The sequence below is a fragment of the Streptomyces hyaluromycini genome, from assembly GCF_002217755.1.
In the GTDB taxonomy this organism is placed as follows: domain Bacteria; phylum Actinomycetota; class Actinomycetes; order Streptomycetales; family Streptomycetaceae; genus Streptomyces; species Streptomyces hyaluromycini.
The window spans coordinates 770,200-790,222 of sequence record NZ_BCFL01000019.1 but is presented as its reverse complement, the minus strand read 5'-3'; the positions used below and the strand labels follow the sequence as shown (position 1 = coordinate 790,222).

22 protein-coding genes and 1 tRNA gene are annotated in these 20,023 nt (G+C 71.0%); 13 read left to right on the top strand and 10 right to left on the bottom strand.

Annotation, left to right across the window (positions count from 1 at the left end; translation table 11 throughout):
• Positions 1-133 precede the first annotated feature (133 nt).
• From SSP29_RS21415 to SSP29_RS21390, 6 genes are all read left to right on the top strand, one after another.
• Complete coding sequence (locus SSP29_RS21415) at positions 134-1,171, top strand: ABC transporter ATP-binding protein (RefSeq protein WP_089102289.1); 1,038 nt, start codon at positions 134-136, stop codon at positions 1,169-1,171.
• On the top strand, positions 1,168-1,809 hold the full coding sequence (locus SSP29_RS21410; protein ID WP_089102288.1) for an ABC transporter permease: 642 nt from the start codon (positions 1,168-1,170) through the stop codon (positions 1,807-1,809). Before SSP29_RS21415 ends, SSP29_RS21410 begins: the two co-directional genes overlap by 4 nt.
• Before the next feature lies 1 nt (position 1,810).
• On the top strand, positions 1,811-2,509 hold the full coding sequence (locus SSP29_RS21405; protein WP_089102287.1) for an ABC transporter permease: 699 nt from the start codon (positions 1,811-1,813) through the stop codon (positions 2,507-2,509).
• Positions 2,510-2,519: 10 nt separating this feature from the next.
• Positions 2,520-3,449 carry an ABC transporter substrate-binding protein gene (locus tag SSP29_RS21400; RefSeq protein WP_089102286.1) on the top strand — a complete coding sequence of 310 codons (930 nt, stop codon included), beginning with the start codon at positions 2,520-2,522 and terminating at the stop codon, positions 3,447-3,449.
• Between the two features lie 149 nt (positions 3,450-3,598).
• On the top strand, positions 3,599-4,222 hold the full coding sequence (locus tag SSP29_RS21395) for a carbonic anhydrase (protein WP_089102285.1): 624 nt from the start codon (positions 3,599-3,601) through the stop codon (positions 4,220-4,222).
• Between the two features lie 75 nt (positions 4,223-4,297).
• Positions 4,298-4,705: a hypothetical protein gene (locus SSP29_RS21390; RefSeq protein WP_089102284.1), complete on the top strand. Its 408-nt coding sequence runs from the start codon at positions 4,298-4,300 to the stop codon at positions 4,703-4,705.
• A gap of 5 nt (positions 4,706-4,710) precedes the next feature.
• Here the strand turns inward: SSP29_RS21390 and SSP29_RS21385 are convergent, their stop codons facing one another.
• Entirely contained in the window at positions 4,711-5,472 is a 762-nt protein-coding gene (locus SSP29_RS21385) for an SDR family oxidoreductase (RefSeq protein ID WP_089102283.1), read from the bottom strand.
• Positions 5,473-5,618: 146 nt separating this feature from the next.
• On the opposite strand from SSP29_RS21385, the gene SSP29_RS21380 reads away from it, so the two are divergent.
• Positions 5,619-6,446 carry a helix-turn-helix transcriptional regulator gene (locus SSP29_RS21380; protein ID WP_089102282.1) on the top strand — a complete coding sequence of 276 codons (828 nt, stop codon included), beginning with the start codon at positions 5,619-5,621 and terminating at the stop codon, positions 6,444-6,446.
• Positions 6,447-6,779: 333 nt separating this feature from the next.
• Here the strand turns inward: SSP29_RS21380 and SSP29_RS21375 are convergent, their stop codons facing one another.
• Positions 6,780-8,171 carry a cystathionine beta-synthase gene (locus SSP29_RS21375; protein ID WP_089102281.1) on the bottom strand — a complete coding sequence of 464 codons (1,392 nt, stop codon included), beginning with the start codon at positions 8,169-8,171 and terminating at the stop codon, positions 6,780-6,782.
• Positions 8,172-8,367: 196 nt separating this feature from the next.
• Between SSP29_RS21375 and SSP29_RS21370 the strand changes: the two genes are divergently transcribed.
• The 3 genes from SSP29_RS21370 to SSP29_RS21360 all read left to right on the top strand — a co-directional run bounded on the left by SSP29_RS21370 (position 8,368) and on the right by SSP29_RS21360 (position 12,145).
• Positions 8,368-9,465 carry an SGNH/GDSL hydrolase family protein gene (locus tag SSP29_RS21370; RefSeq protein WP_150134606.1) on the top strand — a complete coding sequence of 366 codons (1,098 nt, stop codon included), beginning with the start codon at positions 8,368-8,370 and terminating at the stop codon, positions 9,463-9,465.
• A gap of 404 nt (positions 9,466-9,869) precedes the next feature.
• Positions 9,870-11,090 (top strand): acetyl-CoA C-acetyltransferase, encoded by a 1,221-nt coding sequence (locus SSP29_RS21365; RefSeq protein ID WP_089102280.1) that lies wholly within the window; start codon positions 9,870-9,872, stop codon positions 11,088-11,090.
• 272 nt (positions 11,091-11,362) lie between these two features.
• A complete protein-coding gene (locus tag SSP29_RS21360) occupies positions 11,363-12,145 on the top strand; it encodes a hypothetical protein (RefSeq protein ID WP_089102279.1) in 783 nt (260 codons plus the stop codon).
• 128 nt (positions 12,146-12,273) lie between these two features.
• On the opposite strand, the gene SSP29_RS21350 is transcribed toward SSP29_RS21360, so the two are convergent.
• A complete protein-coding gene (locus SSP29_RS21350; RefSeq protein WP_089102277.1) occupies positions 12,274-12,585 on the bottom strand; it encodes a hypothetical protein in 312 nt (103 codons plus the stop codon).
• A gap of 118 nt (positions 12,586-12,703) precedes the next feature.
• Between SSP29_RS21350 and SSP29_RS21345 the strand changes: the two genes are divergently transcribed.
• On the top strand, positions 12,704-12,934 hold the full coding sequence (locus SSP29_RS21345; protein ID WP_089102276.1) for a DUF4287 domain-containing protein: 231 nt from the start codon (positions 12,704-12,706) through the stop codon (positions 12,932-12,934).
• Positions 12,935-13,018: 84 nt separating this feature from the next.
• Here SSP29_RS21345 and SSP29_RS21340 read toward each other — a convergent pair whose 3' ends face one another.
• The 6 genes from SSP29_RS21340 to SSP29_RS21315 all read right to left on the bottom strand — a co-directional run bounded on the left by SSP29_RS21340 (position 13,019) and on the right by SSP29_RS21315 (position 18,688).
• Positions 13,019-13,879 carry a Bax inhibitor-1/YccA family protein gene (locus SSP29_RS21340; RefSeq protein WP_089102275.1) on the bottom strand — a complete coding sequence of 287 codons (861 nt, stop codon included), beginning with the start codon at positions 13,877-13,879 and terminating at the stop codon, positions 13,019-13,021.
• Positions 13,880-14,074: 195 nt separating this feature from the next.
• Positions 14,075-15,253 carry a 4-hydroxybenzoate 3-monooxygenase gene (locus SSP29_RS21335; protein ID WP_089102274.1) on the bottom strand — a complete coding sequence of 393 codons (1,179 nt, stop codon included), beginning with the start codon at positions 15,251-15,253 and terminating at the stop codon, positions 14,075-14,077.
• 189 nt (positions 15,254-15,442) lie between these two features.
• On the bottom strand, positions 15,443-16,117 hold the full coding sequence (locus SSP29_RS21330; protein WP_089102273.1) for a hypothetical protein: 675 nt from the start codon (positions 16,115-16,117) through the stop codon (positions 15,443-15,445).
• 52 nt (positions 16,118-16,169) lie between these two features.
• On the bottom strand, positions 16,170-18,077 hold the full coding sequence (locus tag SSP29_RS21325) for a zinc metalloprotease (protein ID WP_089102272.1): 1,908 nt from the start codon (positions 18,075-18,077) through the stop codon (positions 16,170-16,172).
• Between the two features lie 101 nt (positions 18,078-18,178).
• A complete protein-coding gene (locus SSP29_RS21320; protein WP_089102271.1) occupies positions 18,179-18,397 on the bottom strand; it encodes a hypothetical protein in 219 nt (72 codons plus the stop codon).
• Positions 18,398-18,472: 75 nt separating this feature from the next.
• Positions 18,473-18,688 (bottom strand): hypothetical protein, encoded by a 216-nt coding sequence (locus SSP29_RS21315; RefSeq protein WP_150134605.1) that lies wholly within the window; start codon positions 18,686-18,688, stop codon positions 18,473-18,475.
• Between the two features lie 230 nt (positions 18,689-18,918).
• Between SSP29_RS21315 and SSP29_RS21310 the strand changes: the two genes are divergently transcribed.
• Complete coding sequence (locus SSP29_RS21310; RefSeq protein WP_089102270.1) at positions 18,919-19,338, top strand: helix-turn-helix domain-containing protein; 420 nt, start codon at positions 18,919-18,921, stop codon at positions 19,336-19,338.
• A 143-nt stretch (positions 19,339-19,481) separates the two neighbouring features.
• Positions 19,482-19,742 (top strand): hypothetical protein, encoded by a 261-nt coding sequence (locus SSP29_RS21305; RefSeq protein ID WP_150134604.1) that lies wholly within the window; start codon positions 19,482-19,484, stop codon positions 19,740-19,742.
• 30 nt (positions 19,743-19,772) lie between these two features.
• On the opposite strand, the gene SSP29_RS21300 is transcribed toward SSP29_RS21305, so the two are convergent.
• Positions 19,773-19,855 (bottom strand) — tRNA-Leu (locus SSP29_RS21300).
• Positions 19,856-20,023: the final 168 nt, after the last annotated feature.

Genomic DNA, 20,023 nt, shown 5'->3' with positions numbered 1-20,023 from the left:
AACTCCCCTCAATCCGGACACCCGATCTTGCGTTGCGGTCATCCGTTACCTCGGATTAACGCGAGACCGTTGACAACCTATTCACCTACCGAGAACTCTGCATGACGTTATACAGCCGGGCAAGGGACATCTCATGATCCAGTTCGACGCGGTCCACAAGCGCTTCCCCAACGGCACGACAGCAGTCCACGATCTCTCCCTGGAGATGCCGGAGGGCGGGGTCACCGTCCTGGTCGGCTCCTCCGGATGCGGCAAGACCACCACCCTGCGGATGATCAACCGAATGGTCGAGCCGACCTCCGGCACGATCAAGGTGAACGGCAGGGACGTCACCCAGCAGGACGCCGCCGAGCTGCGCCGCTCCATCGGGTACGTCATCCAGCAGGCAGGCCTCTTCCCGCACCGCACGGTGCTGGACAACATCGCCACCGTCCCGCTGCTGCTCGGCTGGAACCGGAAGAAGGCCCGCGCCCGCGCCGCCGAGCTCCTGGAGACCGTCGGCCTCGCCGCCGACGCCGGCAAGCGCTACCCGCACCAGCTCTCCGGCGGCCAGCAGCAGCGCGTCGGCGTGGCCCGCGCGCTCGCCGCCGACCCGCCCGTGCTGCTGATGGACGAGCCGTTCGGCGCCGTCGACCCGGTGGTCCGCACCCAGCTCCAGGACGAACTGCTCCGGCTCCAGAAGGAGTTGAACAAGACCATCGTCTTCGTCACCCATGACGTCGACGAGGCCGTCCGGCTCGGCGACCGGATCGCGATCTTCCGCACCGGCGGCCACCTCGTCCAGTGCGCCCCGCCCGCCGAACTGCTGGCCGGGCCCGCGGACGACTTCGTGGCCGACTTCCTCGGCGCGGAACGGGGCCTGAAGCTGCTGTCCCTGCAGACCCTCGCCGACGTCCCCCAGGGCCCGGCACCCCAGGGCGGCACCTGGACCCTCGTCCTGGACCCGGCGGGCAAGCCCCTGCACTGGGCCTCGAAGGACGCCGAACTCCCCGTACGGCCGCTGACGGACGGCGACTCACTGCTCGCGGCGCTGAACGAGTCGATCGCCTCCCCGACCGGACTGGTCGCCCGGGTCGACGCGGCCGGCGTCCTCACCGGCGTCTCGTCCCGCGACGACATCCACGTCCACGCCGGTCAGGCGCACAGCGCGGCCCGGGTGGTGGCGGCATGACCATCGACTGGTCGTGGATCGGCGACCACACCGACGACCTCACCAGCCTCACCCTCTCCCATCTCCAGGCCGCGATGACCGCCGTCTTCTTCGGCCTGCTCATCTCGCTGCCGCTCGCGGTGGTCGCCCACCGGGTCCGCCCGCTGCGCGGCTTCCTGCTCGGCCTGTCCAACGTGCTCTTCACGATCCCGTCGATCGCGATCTTCGTGCTGCTGCTCCCGGTCAGCGGCCTGACCCGCACCACGACCGTCATCGGCCTGACCGTCTACACGCTGGTCGTGCTGCTCAGGAACACGGTCGAGGGCCTGGACTCGGTCCCCGCGAAGACCAAGGAGGCGGCGAAGGCGATGGGCACCCGCCCGCTGCGCACGCTCCTCACCGTCGAACTCCCGCTGGCCCTCCCCGTGATCATGGCGGGCGTCCGGATCGCCACGGTCATGTCCATCTCGCTGGTGAGCGTCGCCACCTACATCGGCGACGGCGGCCTCGGCCAGCTCTTCACCGACGGCTTCCAGCGCGACTTCCCGACCCCGGTGATCGTGGGCGTGGTCCTCACGATCCTGCTCGCCGTGGTCGCGGACGCGCTGCTGGTGGCCCTCCAGTACGTACTGACCCCGTGGCGGCGGAGGCGAGCCTGACATGTTCGAACTCTTCAAGAACCTGGGCACCTGGCTGACCAGCGGCTCCCAGTGGGCCGGCTCCGACGGCATCGCCCACCGACTCGGCGAGCACCTCCAGTACTCGCTCCTCGCGACCCTCATCGCGGCCGCGATCGGCCTCCCGCTCGGCCTGCTGATCGGGCACACCGGCAAGGGCGCGTTCGTCGCCATCAACCTGGCGTCCTTCGGCCGCGCGCTGCCGACCGTCGGCCTGGTGGTGCTGGTCTTCCTGGCCGGCGGCCTGTCGATGCTGCCGGTGTACGTGGCACTGGTCGCCCTCGCCGTCCCGGCGATCGTCACCAACACCTACGCCGGCATGACCGCCGTCGACCCGGACGTGAAGGACGCGGCCCGCGGCCAGGGCATGCGCGGCCACCAGGTCCTCTTCCAGGTCGAGCTGCCCCTCGCGCTCCCCCTGATCATGACGGGCCTGCGGCTCGCGCTCATCCAGGTCGTGGCCACGGCCACCATCGCCGCGTACGTCTCGTTCGGCGGCCTCGGCCGCTACGTCTTCGACGGACTCGCCCAGCGCGACCTCGTCCAGGTGCTCGGCGGCGCGGTGCTGGTCGCGGTCGTCGCCGTCGTCCTCGACCTGCTCCTGAGCACCCTCCAGCGCTTCCTCTTCCTCCCCCACGCTCGAACAGACTCGCGCGGGGGCACCCCCACCCGCACTGCCTAGGGACCCCTCGATGAACCGACGTACTCTCCTCGGCGGCCTCTTCGCAGCGGCCTCCGTCCCCGCCCTCGCCGCCTGCTCCGGCGGCATCACCTCCCTGAACGAGAGCAGCGGCTCGACCGCCGGCGGCGGCTCCAGCAAGGGCGGGATCACCATCGGCACCGCCAACTTCACCGAGAACCAGGTGCTCGGCTACCTCTACGCGGCCGTGCTCCAGCAGGCCGGCGTGAAGGTGAAGGTCCGCCCGAACCTCGGCACCCGGGAGATCGTGATCCCGGCGCTCAAGGCCGGCGACATCGACCTGCTGCCCGAGTACCAGGGCGCCCTCCTCAACTACCTCGCGCCCAAGGACGCCTCCGCCGAGCCGGGCACCATGCAGAACGCGCTCACCCTGGCGCTGCCCGCCGGCCTCCAGGTGCTGCCGTACGGACAGGCCGCCGACTCCGACTGCTTCGTCGTCACCCGGGCGACCGCGCAGAAGTACGGCCTGACCTCCCTCGCCGACCTGGCCAAGCAGAACGGCAGGCTGGTCATCGGAGCCGCGCCCGAGGTGAAGAAGCGCCGGGTGGGCGCGGTCGGCCTCCAGGAGGTGTACGGCGTCCAGTTCAAGGAGTTCAAGTCGCTCGACTCGGACGGGCCGCTGGTCAAGGGCGCGCTGAAGAAGGGCGACGTGGACGTGGCGAACCTGTTCACCACCGACACGGACATCGCGGCCGACGACTGGGTGGTGCTGAGCGACCCCAAGAACCTGATCCCCAGCCAGCACATCGTCCCGCTGATCGCCGACCGCAAGGCCGACGACACGGTCCGCAAGGCCCTGGCCCGGCTGGGCAACGTCCTCACCACCGAGCAGCTCACCCAGCTCAACAGCCAGGTGGACAACGACAAGAAGGACCCGGAGGACGTGGCGGCCGCGTACGCGAAGCAGCACGGACTGGCCTGACCGCCGATCACCGGCCACCCGGCACCCGCCACCGCGTCGGTATCGCGCGGGCGATGATCCGGCCAAGAGCCGTTAAACCACCACCGAACGTAACGTTTCCGCCGCGTACAGTGATGAGAACCATCCGCGCCAGCACCTGAGGAAGCGTCATGGCCTCGAACCCCAGGGCTCTTCCGACGGCCACCGCCGTCGGCGCGCCGGCCGTCGCCCTCTCGTCGGCGGCCGTCCTGCCCGCCTCGGCGAGCGCGGCCCTCGACGAACTGCTCCAGGGCAACCGGCGGTACGCCACCGGCCGCCACCGCCGCGGCCGGGCCGCCGCACCGCACCCGTTCGCGGTGGTGCTCGGCTGCATCGACTCCGAGGCCGCCCCGGAACTGGTCTTCGACCAGGGCCTCGGCGACCTGCTGTGCATAAGGACGGCCGGGCAGGTGCTGGACGAGGCGGTGCTCGGTTCCCTCCAGTACGGCGTGCAGGAACTGCGCGTCCCGCTGGTCGTGGTGCTCGGTCACGAGGGCTGCGGGGCCGTCGCCGCCACCCTCGCCCGGCTGCGCACCGGTGCGCCCGTCCCCGGTCACCTGGAACTCCTCGCCGCCGAGATCGCGCCGGCCGCCCTGCGTACCAGGGCGCTGCCCGGCGACTGGGCCGAACACGCCATGCGGGCCCAGACGGTGTGGGCGCGGGACGCGATCCGGGCGGACTCCGGGTTCGCGGGGGCATCGGTGGTCGCGGCCCGGTTCGACGCCGGCAGCGGGCTGGTGTCGCTGCTGCCCTGAGGGCGGCGGACCCCCCGCCGGATGCGGGGGACTGCCCCAGTGCGACGGGCTCTCGCGGCCCCTACGGTGGACGTCATGACGGACGTTCACGACACCGAGCTGAAGAAGGATCTCGCCGCCACCCTGCACGCCCGCAGGGACCTGGGGCCGGAGTACGAGTCGGAACTGGTCGACTCCTTCCTGGAGAAGATCGACCAGCGGATCGACACCGCGGTGGAGCGCCGGCTGCGCCGGGGTCTGGCCGAGCAGCAGATGCAGGCGGCCCGGGGGGCCCGCAGGCCGAAGGGCACCGACTCCTGGGGCGAGCGGTTCGGCTTCGGGATCGTCTCGCTGGTGCTGGCGATCCCGCTCTCGGCGATCAGCGGCGCGTTCGGCGGCATGACGGGCGTGGTCGTCACCTGGATCGGCATCGTCGGCGTCAACGCGACCCAGGCCGTCCGCCTCAACCCCGGCCTGTTCCACCGCCCCGACCGGGAGGACTGAGCCGGTCACACCTGCCGGGTCGGCTGGACGACGACCTGCCGCAGGTTGACGTGCCGCGGGCGGCTCGCCACATAGCCGACCAGGTCTGCGAGGTCCTCGGCGGCCAGTGCGCCCATCCCGTCGAACATGCCCGCCACCTGCTCGCGCAGCTCCTCGCCGTCGATGTGGGTGCCGAGTTCGGTGTCCGTCAGACCCGGCTCGACGTTGGTGACCCGCACGTCACGCGGCCCGAACTCGGCGCGCAGGGCCTGCGAGAGGAAGGTGACGGCGGCCTTGGTGGCGCCGTACACCGCGAAGGTGGGGAAGACGACGTGCGCGCCGATGGACGACACGTTGACGAGATCGGCGGTACGGCCCTTTGCCGCGGCTTCCACCAGGTCCCCGGTGAAGGCCCGCAGCACCCGCAGCACACCGGTCACGTTGGTGTCGAGCATGCGCTGCCACTCGTCGATACGGCCGTCGTCGACGGGGTTGGGCAGCATGACGCCGGCGTTGTTGACAACGAGGTCGACGCTCCCGTAGGCCGCGTGCACGGTGTCGGCCGCGGCCTGGACCGACGCGCCGTCGGTGACGTCGGCGACCACGGCGAGGGCCTCCCCGCCGTTCGCCCGGATCTTCGCCACGACCGTCTCCAGCCGGTCCGCGCGCCGGGCGAGCAGCGCCACCCGGGCGCCCGACTCCGCAAGCCGCACGGCGACGGCCGCCCCGATCCCGCTGGCGGCGCCGGTCACGACGGCGGTACGGCCGGACAGGTTGTCGTACGACATGAGGTACTCCCTGGTCAGTGCCGCCGGGACCGCCCCGGTGGCGTGTCTCCACACTCGCCGGGTCCGGGCGGCCTACCCAGGGCTGAGCTTTTCCTGGGTCTGGCAGAACCAGGTTGGGAGGACGCGACTCCCCTACGATCGAACCCATGGACGGGGAACTCGGAGACTTCCTGCGCTCGCGCCGTGCCCGCATCCGGCCCGAGGAGGTGGGGCTGCCCTCGCACGGCCGGCGCCGCGTACCGGGCCTGCGCCGCGAGGAGGTGGCACAGCTGGCGGGGGTGAGCGTCGACTACTACATCCGTCTCGAACAGGGGCGGGGGCCGAGCGTCTCGGACGCAGTACTGGACGCCATCGCCCGGGTGCTGCGGCTGGACGAGACCGAGCACACCTACCTGCTGACGGTCGCCCGGCCGCACAAGAAGGGCAACACCGCGCGCCCGGCCCGTCCCCGCGTCCGCCCCGGCGTACAGCTGCTGCTGGACGGCATGGAGCGGACGCCCGCGTTCGTGCTGGGCCGCCGGATGGACGTCCTCGCCTGGAACGCGCTCGGCGACGCGGTGAACGGGTTCAGCGCCCTCGCCCCGGCCGAGCGGAACATCCCGCGCCAGGTCTTCCTCGACCCGGCCGCCGCCGGCTTCTACCCCGACTGGGCCGCCGTCGCCGCCCAGACCGTCGCCAACCTGCGCATCGACGCGGGCCGCCACCCCGACGACCCCCGCATGGCCGCGCTGGTCGGCGAACTCTCCCTGAAGAGCGCGGACTTCCGCCGACTGTGGGCGGACCACGAGGTCAAGGAGTGCGCGTACGGCACGAAACGCATCCAGCACCCGGTGGCGGGCCTGCTCACCCTCCCCTACGAGACCCTCACGGTCCCGACGGACCCGGACCAGACGATCGTGGCGTACACCCCCGAGCCGGGCTCGGAGACGGCGGAACGGCTGGCGCTGCTGGGGAGTTGGGCGACGACCGGCTGAGGCCGGGAAAAGTAATGCGCGGGGACCGCCGCACCCCCGTTACCGGGGGGCGGGACGACGGCGGTCCCCGCGAGGGACACGAGCCGGGTCAGGGCCGGGCTTCGCGTCCAAGCGTCCATGGAGGTCCGGGAGCCGCTCCGGAGGTCCTTGGACGTTCGGTGTCGGCCGAGGCGGGGAGCCGCTCCCGCCCTGCCGACACCCACTAATCTGCCGGACCCGTGTTAAGCGGGTGCTGCGCGCACGTGACACGCTCGTACCACTTCCGCGAAGTCCACCACTCGGATAGGAAACGGCAAGTTCCGCGGGGTCACGGGCCGTTCACCGGACGTTTCGCTACTGCTTGCCGCCCTTGGCGAGAAAGGCCAGCAGGTCCTGGCGGCTGACCACTCCGGTGGGCTTGCCCTCGACGAGGACGATCGCGGCGTCGGCCGCGCCCAGCACCGTCATCAGGTCCGCGACCGGCTCGCCGGAGCCGACCTGGGGCAGCGGGGCGCACATGTGCTTCTCCAGCGGGTCCTCCAGGGAGGCCCGCTTGCTGAACAGCGCGTCGAGCAGCTCGCGTTCGACGACCGAGCCGACGACCTCGGCGGCCATCACGTCCGGGTGCCCGGCGCCCGGCTTGACGACGGGCATCTGCGAGACGCCGTACTCGCGCAGCACCTCGATGGCCTGTCCGACGGTCTCGTCCGGGTGCATGTGGACGAGGGAGGGGATGGTGGCCCCGGCCTTGTCGCTGAGCACGTCGCCGACGCGGGCGCTCGGGCCCTCGTCCTCCAGGAAGCCGTAGTCGGCCATCCACTCGTCGTTGAAGATCTTGCTCAGGTAGCCGCGGCCGCTGTCCGGGAGGAGGACGACGACCACGTCGTCCGGGCCGAGCCGCTCGGCCACCCGCAGCGCGGCCACGACGGCCATCCCGCAGGAGCCGCCGACCAGCAGGCCCTCCTCCTTGGCCAGCCGCCGGGTCATCTGGAAGGAGTCCTTGTCCGACACGGCGACGATCTCGTCGGCGACGGTCCGGTCGTAGGCGGTGGGCCAGAAGTCCTCGCCGACACCCTCGACCAGGTACGGCCGCCCGGAACCGCCGGAGTAGACGGAGCCCTCCGGGTCGGCGCCGACGACCTGCACCCGGCCCTCACTGGCGTCCTTCAGGTAGCGCCCGGTACCGGAGATGGTCCCGCCGGTGCCCACGCCCGCCACGAAATGGGTGATCTTCCCCGCCGTCTGCTCCCACAGCTCGGGGCCGGTCGAGTGATAGTGCGAGAGGGGGTTGTTCGGGTTGGAGTACTGGTCCGGCTTCCACGCGCCGGGCGTCTCGCGGACCAGCCGGTCGGAGACGTTGTAGTACGAGTCCGGGTGCTCCGGGTCGACGGCGGTGGGGCAGACCACGACCTCGGCGCCGTACGCCCGCAGCACGTTGATCTTGTCGGTGCTCACCTTGTCGGGGCACACGAAGATGCACTTGTACCCCTTCTGCTGGGCCACGATCGCCAGCCCCACCCCGGTGTTCCCGCTGGTCGGCTCGACGATCGTCCCGCCGGGCTGCAGCTCCCCGCTCTTCTCCGCGGCCTCGATCATCCGCAGCGCGATGCGGTCCTTCACGGACCCGCCCGGGTTGAAGTACTCGACCTTGGCGAGCACGGTGGCCTGGATGCCCTGGGTGACGCTGTTGAGTCTCACCAGCGGGGTGTTGCCGACGAGGCTGATCATCGAGTCGTGGAATCGCACCGTTGTCTCCGGTTGCTTGCAAAAGGTGTGGTCCTAGTGGTGCCGCCAGCCTAGGGCCTGTCCGGCGGATCGGGCCGCCGGGACGAAACGGTCCTGATCAGCGACCGCTCCGGAGGTTCACTCCCCGTTGAGATTGACGGACGCCCTGTACGGGGCAAGGAGTGGATGTGCGGCAACGAGGAGGTGGCGGCGACGCATGACGAACATGTCGAGGGCGCGGGTGGCCCGGCGGATCGCGGCCGGGGCGGCGTACGGCGGCGGCGGGGTCGGGCTGGTCGGCGCGGCCGCGGTGGGCCTGGTGCTGGCCGAGGTGCGGATGGCCAGGACGGCGGTGCACAACGGCAACAGCGGCGGCCGGGTGCCGACCGCGGACGGCTGCTACGGGTGGGGGTCCCCCCACTCGACCGAAGCCGAGAGTGGGGGAGGGTACGGCGCCTCTGGTGAGCCGCCCATCCTCCTGACGATGCTCGGCGACTCCACGGCGGCCGGGCAGGGCGTGCACCGGGCTGCCCAGACGCCGGGCGCGCTGCTGGCGTCGGGCCTCGCGGCCGTGGCCGAACGCCCGGTCCGGCTCAGCAACGTGGCGCAGCCCGGCGCCCAGTCCGACGACCTGGACCGCCAGGTGGCGCTGGTCCTGGGCACGGCCTCGCCGGTCCCCGACGTCTGCGTGATCATGATCGGCGCGAACGACGTCACGCGCCGTATGCCGCCGACCCGCTCGGTCCGCCACCTCTCGGCGGCCGTCCGCCGGCTGCGCACGGCCGGCGCCGAGGTCGTGGTCGGCACCTGCCCCGACCTGGGCACGATCGAGCCGGTACGACAGCCGCTGCGCTGGCTGGCCCGGCGGGCGTCCCGGCAGCTGGCGGCGGCCCAGACGATCGGGACGGTGGAGCAGGGCGGCCGCACGGTGTCGCTGGGCGACCTGCTCGGCCCCGAGTTCGCGGCCAACCCGCGCGAGCTGTTCGGCCCCGACAACTTCCACCCCTCGGCGGAGGGCTACGCCACGGCGGCGATGGCGGTGCTGCCGACGGTCTGCGCGGCCCTCGGCCTGTGGCCGGCGGAGGAGGAACGCCCCGACGTCAGCCGTCGCGAGGGCTTCCTGCCGGTCGCCCGAGCCGCGGCGGAGGCGGCAGCCGAGGCCGGCACGGAGGTCACGGCGGCGATGCCGACGGGTCCGCGTGGCCCCTGGGCCCTGCTGAAACGCCGCCGGCGCCAGCCCGTGGAACCGCCGCCCACCCTCCCGCCCGACTCGGCTTCCGAAGAGGCGAGGTCGAGGGCCGGTACGACGGAGTAGGACAGAGAGGACGCGGTAGCTGGGGCAGGGGGTGTCGCTTACCGGCGCCGACAGGGTGCCTCCCCCAGAGGGGGGACCCCCAGCGCCCACCCGTGCCGCCCTGCGGCACGCCTGCCCGCAGCTGGGTAGCTGCGAGAGGAGCGGCTGGGCAGCGCCCCGTAAGGGGCGCGGGGAACTGCGCGAGCAACCCCCACCCACCCGCAGCCGACGACGCACCCCGGCAGACCAGCCAAGCAAGCGCTTAGAAAGTGCGGCCAGTGTCACACCCCGACACCGGTGACCGATGACATACGTACCGGTAACTTCCGAAGCGGCCCTGCCCACCTTCGTACGCCCACCCGTCGCCCGGCCGCCACCCCTCAACGAGGCGCCGCGCGCCGCCCCTTCTTCATTGGAGCCGTGAGATGCCCGAAGCCGTCATCGTCTCGACCGCCCGTTCCCCGATCGGCCGCGCCGTCAAGGGCTCCCTGAAGGACCTGCGCCCCGACGACCTCACCGCGACGATCATCCAGGCCGCCCTCGCCAAGGTCCCCGAGCTCGACCCGAGGGACATCGACGACCTGATGCTCGGCTGCGGCCTCCCCGGCGGCGAGCAGGGCTACAACCTCGGCCGGATCGTCGCCGTGCAGATGGGCATGGACTACCTGCCCGGCACCACGATCACCCGGTACTGTTCCTCGTCCCTCCAGACCAGCCGCATGGCCCTGCACGCCATCAAGGCCGGCGAGGGCGACGTCTTCATCTCGGCCGGCGTCGAGATGGTCTCCCGGTACGCCAAGGGCAGCTCCGACGGCCTCCCGGGCACCATGAACCCGATCTTCGACGAGGCCCAGGCCCGCACCGCCGCCACCGCCGCGTCGACCGGCTCCACCTGGCACGACCCGCGCGAGGACGGCCTGCTCCCCGACCCGTACATCGCGATGGGCCAGACCGCCGAGAACCTGGCCCGCATCAAGGGCGTCACCCGCCAGGACATGGACGAGTTCGGCGTCCGCTCCCAGAACCTCGCCGAGGAAGCCATCAAGAACGGCTTCTGGGAGCGCGAGATCACCCCGGTGACCCTCCCCGACGGCACGGTCGTCAGCAAGGACGACGGTCCGCGTGCCGGCGTCACCCTGGAGGGCGTCGCCGGCCTGAAGCCGGTCTTCCGCCCCGACGGCCTGGTCACGGCCGGCAACTGCTGCCCGCTGAACGACGGCGCCGCCGCGGTCGTCATCATGAGCGACACCAAGGCCCGCGAGCTGGGCCTGACCCCACTCGCCCGGATCGTGTCCACCGGCGTCACCGGCCTCTCCCCCGAGATCATGGGCCTCGGCCCGGTGGAGGCGAGCAAGCAGGCCCTGAGCCGCGCCGGTCTCACCATCGACGACATCGACCTGGTCGAGATCAACGAGGCGTTCGCCGCCCAGGTGATCCCCTCCTACCGCGACCTGAACATCCCACTGGAGAAGCTGAACGTGAACGGCGGCGCCATCGCCGTCGGCCACCCCTTCGGCATGACGGGCGCCCGCATCACCGGCACGCTCATCAACTCCCTCCAGTTCCACGACAAGCAGTTCGGCCTGGAGACGATGTGCGTCGGCGGCGGCCAGGGCATGGCGATGGTCATCGAGCGCCTCAGCTGAGTCGCTGAGTAACCGTCACGGGACCCACCGTGACACCACGGCCCGGTGTTCGAGAAAACCCCGAACACCGGGCCGATTTGTGATCCAATCTCCCCCAGGATGTGACCTATCTCCCTCTGAGGGGGTATCGCCGCAGGTCAGCGCGGTTGTCCCGGTAAACCCCAGGGCCAAAGCCCTGTCCGTTTCGTGACGTTACGCACTGACAGCTTGATAGTCCACCCTTCAAGCTGATGTAGGAAGTCGGGGGTCGATTTTGAACCGGGAGTACGTCAGTGAGCGCCATGCCGATCGCCTTGCTGCTCACCACGGCCGCCACGGGCGCCGTGGGCGTCGCTGTCCTGCGCACCGTTCTGAAGCTGCGCCGCCAGGTCGCCGAGCTGCACACCCAGCTTGCCCAGAACCAGGCCGCGACCTTGCGCGCGCTCATGCCTGCGGCCCGCAGTCATGCCGCCGCCGAGGAGATACGCGCCGCCGTGGCGGAGGCGCTGGCCGAGGAGCGGGAGCGGGAGCTGGCCGAGGCGCGTGCCTTCTGGGCCGCGCAGGAGGCGCGTGACGCCTCCGACGCGCCGTCGCTGCTGGGTCTGGCGGACGGCGAGCCGTTCCTGCCCCGGCAGAGCGACTTCGTGGGTCTTGAGCCGGTCGCCGAGCCGGCGGCGGAGCCCGACGAGTTCACCGGGGAGTCCCCGGAACTGGCGGCGGCCCGCCGCCGTCACCCGTCCCACCCGGACTTCGTACCGGTGCAGTCGCCGGTGGTGAACGACCATGAGCGTACGGTCGCGACGCTGGAGCAGCTGGCCGAGTCCCAGGTCGAACTCTCCGACGTCCGTCCCGGTCCGCTGGGGACGCTGGACGTCTATGTCTTCGCCGACGGCACGACCCTGTGCATGACGCCGGGGCACCGGGAGACGGCGGAGCGGTTGGCTGCCGCCCTGGGCGCCGGTGAGACGCCGTATCTGCTCGGCGGTTCGGGGATCTCCGGCGCGTACACGCTGACGTTCGCGTGCGGCGAGGAGAACGTCTACATCCTGGCGGACAGGGTCATAGCGTCGCTCTGAGGTGCGTTGTCGGGTGCGGGTGCGTGGGGGTTGTTCGCGCAGTTCCCCGCGCCCCCAAAAGCAAAAGAAGGGGCGCGGGGAACTGCGCGACCAGCCACGACGGCGCCGCACCCGACCACGCACGGCCCTCACACCCCCGCCCTCTTCTGCGCCTCCTCCACCAGCCGCACCGCATCCCCCACCTCGGCCTCGTTCTTCAGCACCACCGCCAAGTCGTTCCCGGCCACAGTGATTTGGTCGGCCACCGCGAACATCCCGGCGTCCGGCATCTCGCGGCTCTCGGTGCCCGGCTCCTCGACCGCCTGCGCCCACCGGGCCAACTCCCTGGCCAGCCCCAGCGCCTCGGCGGCGGCGCCCCGCTGCAGCCGGCTCTGCGGTGCCGCCCTCAGCTTGTCGGCGAAGTGTTCCACGGCACGGGTGAGAGGCGTCGTATCAACCACGCCGTGAGCGTAACGCGTGCCACCGGCTGTCTTGTCACGACTGTTGCCAACACGCCAACACTCAGGCACGGTGACGTGAAGGACCGGCTACAACCCCCTTTGCGCACCGGAGGCGCCGATGTCCCAAGTCTTCTCCGAGGAGACCCATCGCAACCTGCTCGCCCGCATCCCCCACTGCACCGGTCGTGAAGTGTCCGACTGGTTGCGCACCGTCGACGAAGGCCCCGCCCTCTTCCGTTTCGAGGAAAAGGTCAGCTGGCTCCGCCACGAGCACAACCTCGCGTACGGCCACGCGAAGGCGTTGATCCATGAGTACGACCTGAGGAGGGCCGCGCGCAAACTTCTCTAGGCGCGCACGCACACAGACGGCGAAGGGCCCCGGGGCGGTGACCCGGGGCCCTTCTCAGCTCGCTTGCTACAGCTTGCCGTCGAGCTAGTCGTTGCTGCTGAAGATCGCCACCAGGCGCAGCATCTCGACGTAGATCCACACCAGCGTCATGGTGAGGCCGAACGCGGCCAGCCAGGCCTCGTTCTTCGGGGCGCCGTAGGCGATGCCGTCCTCGATCTGCTTGAAGTCGAGGGTCAGGAAGAACGCGCCGAGCAGGATCGCGATGATGCCGACGATCGCACCGAGCGGCCCGAAGCTGCGCAGTCCGCCGTTCTCGGCGACGCCGAACGCGACCAGCAGCAGGTTGACCGCCATGACCAGCACGAAGGCGATGGCGATGGCCATGCCGATGCGGGCGTAGCGGGCGGTGACGCGGATCCAGCCGGCCTTGTAGACCAGCAGGGTCGCCGCCGAGACCGCCAGGGTGCCGAGCACCGCCTGGAACGGGGCGCCGCTCCACTGGCTGTTGTACATCTCGCTGATGACGCCGAGGAAGACGCCCTCGAACGCGGCGTATCCCAGGATCAGCGCGGGCACCGGGGTGCGCTTGAAGCTCTGGATCATGGCCAGGACGAACGCGATGATCGCGGAGCCGACGGCCAGGCCGTAGCTCGTGGACGAGACCGACAGCAGGGCCCAGGCGAGGACCGCGCCGACGACGACCGTGCCGAGCGTCATGCCCGAGCGTGTAACGACGTCGTCCATCGTCATCCGGCCGGTGGTGGCCGGGGCCTGCGGCGGGGCGCCCTGCTGGAGGTCCTGCTGGGCGTACGGGTTGTTCGCGTACGGGTTCTGCGCGTACGGGTTGCCCTGGGCGTACCCGGCCTGCGGCGCGGTGTTGAAGCCCGCGTAGCCGTTGTCGCGGCTGAACCCCCGTCGCGAGAAGACCGGGTTGCTGCTCCTCATTTCACTCCTCCATGGCCACCGTGCGTGGCCTTGGCGTCAAGAGTAATGGATTGGCAAAAGACTGACCCTACTACCTGCGGAGGATCTTTCCCTCACCCTGGTGCGCAACACGCTACGCGGAGCCCTGATTCCCGGCCATGGAGGGCTTCATTCCATGACGAAGCCGGAACATGACCGGAATCGGCCGGAGATCCGTCAGGCGTCCAGGGGGAAGCCGGTGTAGGCCTCCGCGAGGTCGGTCTCGGCGGCCCGGGAGGAGGCGATCCGGCCGAGCCGGGCCAGCTGGAGCCGGGCGTCGAAGGGGCTGTCGCCGGGGCCGGGGTGGAGCATGCTCGTCATGTCGTACGAGAACCGCTCGGCCTGCCAGATCCGGCGCAGGCAGGTCGCCGAGTAGGCGTCGAGCAGCTCCGGCGAGCCCGTGTCCCGCTCGTGGAGCAGGGCGCGGGCGAAGGTGACGACGTCACCGACGGCGAGGTTCAGCCCCTTGGCGCCGGTCGGCGGCACGATGTGGGCGGCGTCCCCGGCGAGGAAGAGCCGGCCGTGCCGCATGGGCTCGTGGACGTACGACCGCATGGGTGTGACCGACTTCTGGGTGATCGGGCCGCGCGCGAGGCGCCAGTCGTCGTCGGTCTCCAGGCGCCGCTCCAGCTCGTCCCAGATCGCCTCGTCGGTCCAGTCCTCGGCGTCCGTGTCCGCCGGGACCTGGAGGTAGAGGCGGGAGACGGACGGGGAGCGCATGGAGAGGAGGGCGAAGCCCCGGTCGTGGCGGGCGTAGACCAGTTCGTCGTGGGAGGGAGCGACGTCGGCGAGGATACCCAGCCAGGCGTAGGGGTAGGTGCGTTCGAAGACCCGGGAGAGGGACTCGGGGAACGCCTCGCGGGCGACGCCCCAGAAGCCGTCGCAGCCGACGACGTACTCGCACTCCAGGACGTCCTCGCGGCCCTCGTGCCGGAACCGGATGCGCGGCCGGTCGCTCCCGGCGCCCTCCACCGCCAGCGCCTCCGCCTCGAAGAGCAGCGGGCCGCCCTCCTTGAACTGGAGGGCGATGAGGTCCTTGCAGACCTCGGTCTGGGCGTAGACCGTCACGGACCGGCCGCCGGTGAGGCCGGGGAAGTCGACGCGGTGGCGCTGCCGGTCGAAGCGGAGCTCGATGCCGTCGTGGCGCAGGCCCTCGCGGTCCATGCGCTCCGCGGCGCCGGCCTCGCGCAGCACGTCCACCGTGCCCTGCTCCAGGATCCCGGCGCGCTGGCGGTGCTCGACGTAGGAGCGGTCGCGGCTCTCCAGGACGACCGAGTCGATGCCCGCGTTGTGCAGCAGCCGCGCGAGGAGGAGCCCGGCGGGTCCGGCTCCGATGATGCCGACGGTGGTGCGCATCGGTCGTTCCCTTCGATGAGTGGTGTTCGTCTGGTGAAATTTCCTTCACTTGGCTCTCTTGAGTCTCCGTCCGCTCATACCCCATGTCAATGGACACACCCGATGTCGACGCGGCGCACGCGGCAGGCCGCCGGGCCCGCGGGAGGCGGTCGCGGGCCCGGCGGCCGGTGTACGGGATGGTCGGACGGGTCAGTGGCCCGGCCAGCCGTCCAGGTGGCGGTGGAGGGTGACGTCCTTCTGCGGGTCGCCCTTCGGGGCGTTCGCGACCGCGTCGTGCAGGACGGCGGTGACCTCGCCGGCGAGCCCGTCGGCCTTCGAGCGCAGCTCGTCGGCGGGCAGGGTGGAGCGGGTCAGCTCGTCGAGCCGGCGGTGGATGTCGGCGAGCTTGCCGCGGGTGGCGTCGTCGAAGCGCAGCGCGGTCGGCGTGGAGACCACGAACTGGTAGGCCCCGGCGAGGGTCTGACAGCCCGTGCACTCCTTGTTGGCGGCGTCGCTGAGGTTCACGGCGTTCAGGTGGGTGTGCTCCCCGGCGACCGTGACGATCTGGAAGGAGAGGGCCACCGAGCGGCAGTGGTCGTCCGCCGAGCAGCCGGCCGAGACGGCGTTGGCCTGGTTGCGTACGGCCGTGGCGTTCACCGTGCCGAACTGGCGGACCGTGAAGGAGTCCCTGGCCTGGGTGTGGTGCCCGCGGTCGGCGTGGCTGAAGACGTGGTCGGAGACGACCGCGGCATGCGGGGCGGCGGTGGCCGCCTGCGCGGGTACGGCGGTGGCCGCCCCGGCGACCCCGGCGGCGAACAGGCCGATCCGGACGGCCCGCCGGGTGAGCGGACCTGGGGTGGTACGGGTTTTTCGGTGACTGCTCATGGAGTGCTCCTGTGCTCCGGTGCTGCTGCGGTAAGTGGTTGGCTGCCGCTCGTCAGGACGTGGCCGGAGCCGGGCTCGGCGGGTCGCTGGCCGGCGGCGGTGACGGGCTGGGTGTCGGGGACACCGGGACGCTCTCCGACGGGGTGGGCGTCGAGGACTCCGGCACGCTCGCCGGCGGCGAGGACACCGGTTCGGTGACCGGCCCCGCGCTGGTCGGCGCCTGCGATGAGGTGGCGCCCTGCCCGGGGCTGCCCGGCACCGAGGCGGAGGGCGACGCCGAGGCGGACGCGCCGGGCGACGTCGCCCCGGCCGAGGGCACGGCGCTCGCCCCGGCCGAGGCGGCCGGCGCGCCGGACACGGTGTCCGACGGGGCACCGGAGTCCTCCGGCCCGTCCGGGGTCGAGGCCCGCCGCGCGGGCGGCGGTTCCTCGGTCGGCACCCCCGGCTGGAGGATCGGTGCGATCGGCGGCTGCTTGGGCAGCGGTTTCGGGGTCACCCCGGACACCCAGGCGTAGCTGAGCCCGGTGAGCCCGGCGAGGGCGAGGGCGCAGATGGCCAGCCGAAGCCGGGGGCGGCCCGCCGTGGAACGCTTCGCGGCCCGGATGATGCGTCCGCCGATCTTCACGGACAGATAGACGACACCGGCCATCGGGCACAGCAGCATCACGCAGCCGATCGTCCCGACCAGGCCCTCGACTATCTTCCCGTCCACGAACGCCGAGCCGGTGCCGAGGAGTTGCTCGGTCAGCGAACGGGTCATCGTGGTGAGGATCCGCGGCAGGTTCCACAGCGCGTACCCGAGTTCGCCGATGATCAGCGGGACCATCGTGAGCACCCAGGTGGCGACGATGGCCCGCGCCGACTTCTTCAGCCCGGCTACTTCCTGGCGGGCCCGGTCCCCCCTCGGCCCCGGTACCAGGCCCAGCAGAATCGGTTTGATCTTGCCGTACAGGTCCGGGACCCCGGCCAGGTCGCCGAGGATGTAGTAGCCGTCCAGCCGTACGGCCGGCATCAGCTGTTCCATGATCTCGAAGTGCCCGAGATACACCGTGGCCAGGAAGAACTGTGCCCCGGTGGCGAAGTAGGCGCCGGCCATGGCCAGCATGAAGACGACGTTGAAGTAGACGCCGCCCAGGTCGGTGCGGAGCCGGCCGGCCCGCCCGATCCGGTAGACGTCGGTGACGTCGGTGTACATCGAGGGCCAGATGAGGAAGAGCCCGCACCCGATGCAGCCGGGGCGGGCTCCGCCGTATCTGCACGCGGAGGCGTGTCCGAACTCGTGGAAGACGAGGGAGGCCACGGTGAGCACGAAGACGACGAGGATCAGGACCGGCTGGTCGAGCACCTGCAGGACGGGCTCGATCGCCCCGAAGAACCCGAACAGCCAGACGTCCATGGCGACGGCCGAGCCCAGCACCAGCGCGACCACGGCCGGCCGGTGCAGCCACGCCAGCGAACGTGCGATCCTCGCCGTACGCCGTTCGTTGAAGATGACCCGGTGGCCCTTGAGGGCGAGCAGCAGGTCGGAGCGCGGGGCGTCGACCTCGTCGTCCTCCTGGCCCTCCGGGACCGTCACACCCAGCGGCTGAAGCTTCTTCTCGACGAGGAAGCGGATGTTCTCCCCGCTGACCTCGCGACCGAAGCGGGCGCTGACCCGGTGGGCGATGGCCTCGGCATCGCGGACGCCGTCGACCGACGACGCCACCAGGTACAGCAGCCTGGACAGCTGCACGACCTGCCCGTCCCCCCGACGGGCGATGTACTTGGGCTCGGTGAAACCCGACCCCTGGTACTCACCGTGCAGCCGCAGCCCCGCGCTCAGCCTCGGGGCCGGCGACGGCTGGTCGACGACCGGCAGGTTGCCCGTCGCCACCTGCTCGTAGGTCACCGGCCAGCCGCCGGGTCCGGGCACCGGGCCCGTGTCGTACAGTGCGGCGGCCCCGTCTCCGAGCACCGTCATATGTGGTCTCCCCCCGAGTCCCCATGGTGTTCCGCCCGGCGTTTCCCCCCCGACAGCCGGGGGCGCCACCGCCGGGGCGACGGCGGTGGCGCCCCTGGGGACTACTGGGTGACGCTGATCGTCTGCGCGGCCGACGACTCGGCGGACGACCAGGCGGAGTGGTCGTTCAGCGCGGCGGACTGGTTGGACGCGTCGATGTTCGCGATGTGCTTGGTGACGTTGACCGTCCTGCCGAAGCTGAACTTCAGGCGGCCGAGGGCCTCACGGCCCGGCAGCAGCTCGGCGGACTCGTTCTCCAGCTCGTTCATGTCCATGCTCATGACGGATGTCCCTTCGTTTCGTGTGCGATGAGGTTGAGGTCGAACTCGGTGCCGGCGCCGTGCGCCAGGGCGGCGTTACTGGGTGACGCTGATGGTCTGACCGGCGCCGGAGTCGGCCACCGACCACGACGAGTGGTCGTTCAGCGCGGCGGACTCGTTGTGGGCGCTGATGTTCGCGACGTGCTTGGTGACGTTGACCGTCTTGCCGAAGCCGAACTTCAGCCGGCCCAGGGCCTCACGGCCCGGCAGCAGCTCCGCGGACTCGGCCTCGAGCTCATGGGCGTCCATCATGATCTTTTCCCCCTCAGGGATAGACATTTCCGATCGGACCGAGTCAGGTTCCCCCCGGACTCTGTCCAATCTGGTCGGACATGCTGTCCAACGAGATTGGACACTAGGCCCTCGGGAACCCGCCGCGCAACCCCTTCGGAAAATCACCCTCTCGGCCTATCGCGGACCCGCCCGTAGAATCGGCCGCGACATGGCGGACTCCGCAGGTGGCGAGCAGGAAGTGACGGTCAGTGGCCAACGCACTGCAGCAGTTGATCCGTGAGCACCTCGACCGCAAGGGCTGGTCCTACGGCGACGTGGCGCGGCGCGGCGGCATCCCCCGCTCCACCGTGCACCACCTGGCCACCACCGACCGCGTGGTCCGGATGCCCCAGGCGACCACCCTGGAGGGCCTGGCCAAGGGGCTGGAACTCCCGCTGGAGGCGGTGCGCCGCGCCGCCGCCGAGGCCTGCGGGATCCACGTGTACGACACCTCGCCGGCCGCGGATCCGAACGGCACCGCCGCCGCCGACCCCGAGGTCGCGCTGCTCATCGCGAGTGTCCAGCAGCTGTCGGCCGACGACCGCCGGCATGTCACCGCGCTCGTGGAGTCCCTGCTGGACCGTTCCTCCCGCCCTGCCGGGCCGTCCCGGTCCGCCGAGGAGAAGTGACCGCGGCCGTAACACTCCCGGGTGTTCTTCCGTCAAGTCGGAAAAAGAATCCGACTCCGCACGAAACCGTGAAGATCCAGGGCTAGTCTCTCGATCTGCCCGGGACGCGAGAGCCGCACGACCACGGGCTCTCAGGGGGACATGTGTTGTTCGTGCACGGCGGACCGGCGACGGCCGTGGTCCGGAAACCCGACGGCGAGTCCGTCGTCCTGCTGTCCGGGGAACTGCCCGAGGTGCTGACCGACGCCTCGGTCACCGAGCTCCTGGACCTGGCCGCCGCCATCCTGGACCCGGGCGAACTCGCCCTCTTCGAGGAGTGCCTGCGCACCCTGCGCCGCAACGGCATGCGCGCGGGCCGCCGCATCGAGGCCGACGGGGCGGTGCTGACCGTCTACGAGGGGTGAGTCGACGCCGCCCGCGAAAGACGCGGGAAGTGCCCGGAACCGGACTTGAACCGGTACGCCCGCGAGGGGCAGCGAGGTTTAAGCTCGCCGTGTCTGCATTCCACCATCCGGGCAGGCCATGGGCTCCGCTACGAGGTTCCGACCCTATCGGGAGGCGTCCCCCGAACAGCGGACGGACGACCCGATGTTGTCTTATTTTATTGACGTCTGAGGGAGCATCAGCCCCCGGAACGAGCCATCCGCACTTGCCAATAGCGTTACGCGCGGTGGGTGACCGCGTA

Excerpts from the sequence above, each read along its gene's own strand:
- SSP29_RS21315 (WP_150134605.1), bottom strand. The coding sequence starts at position 18,688 with ATGATGGACGCCCATGAGCTCGAGGCCGAGTCCGCGGAGCTGCTGCCG.
- SSP29_RS21345 (WP_089102276.1), top strand. The coding sequence starts at position 12,704 with ATGTCCCAAGTCTTCTCCGAGGAGACCCATCGCAACCTGCTCGCCCGC.
- SSP29_RS21370 (WP_150134606.1), top strand. The coding sequence starts at position 8,368 with ATGACGAACATGTCGAGGGCGCGGGTGGCCCGGCGGATCGCGGCCGGG.
- SSP29_RS21395 (WP_089102285.1), top strand. The coding sequence starts at position 3,599 with ATGGCCTCGAACCCCAGGGCTCTTCCGACGGCCACCGCCGTCGGCGCG.
- SSP29_RS21365 (WP_089102280.1), top strand. The coding sequence starts at position 9,870 with ATGCCCGAAGCCGTCATCGTCTCGACCGCCCGTTCCCCGATCGGCCGC.
- SSP29_RS21340 (WP_089102275.1), bottom strand. The coding sequence starts at position 13,879 with ATGAGGAGCAGCAACCCGGTCTTCTCGCGACGGGGGTTCAGCCGCGAC.
- SSP29_RS21400 (WP_089102286.1), top strand. The coding sequence starts at position 2,520 with ATGAACCGACGTACTCTCCTCGGCGGCCTCTTCGCAGCGGCCTCCGTC.
- SSP29_RS21335 (WP_089102274.1), bottom strand. The coding sequence starts at position 15,253 with ATGCGCACCACCGTCGGCATCATCGGAGCCGGACCCGCCGGGCTCCTC.
- SSP29_RS21320 (WP_089102271.1), bottom strand. The coding sequence starts at position 18,397 with ATGAGCATGGACATGAACGAGCTGGAGAACGAGTCCGCCGAGCTGCTG.
- SSP29_RS21415 (WP_089102289.1), top strand. The coding sequence starts at position 134 with ATGATCCAGTTCGACGCGGTCCACAAGCGCTTCCCCAACGGCACGACA.
- SSP29_RS21330 (WP_089102273.1), bottom strand. The coding sequence starts at position 16,117 with ATGAGCAGTCACCGAAAAACCCGTACCACCCCAGGTCCGCTCACCCGG.
- SSP29_RS21390 (WP_089102284.1), top strand. The coding sequence starts at position 4,298 with ATGACGGACGTTCACGACACCGAGCTGAAGAAGGATCTCGCCGCCACC.
- SSP29_RS21325 (WP_089102272.1), bottom strand. The coding sequence starts at position 18,077 with ATGACGGTGCTCGGAGACGGGGCCGCCGCACTGTACGACACGGGCCCG.
- SSP29_RS21410 (WP_089102288.1), top strand. The coding sequence starts at position 1,168 with ATGACCATCGACTGGTCGTGGATCGGCGACCACACCGACGACCTCACC.
- SSP29_RS21405 (WP_089102287.1), top strand. The coding sequence starts at position 1,811 with ATGTTCGAACTCTTCAAGAACCTGGGCACCTGGCTGACCAGCGGCTCC.
- SSP29_RS21380 (WP_089102282.1), top strand. The coding sequence starts at position 5,619 with ATGGACGGGGAACTCGGAGACTTCCTGCGCTCGCGCCGTGCCCGCATC.
- SSP29_RS21385 (WP_089102283.1), bottom strand. The coding sequence starts at position 5,472 with ATGTCGTACGACAACCTGTCCGGCCGTACCGCCGTCGTGACCGGCGCC.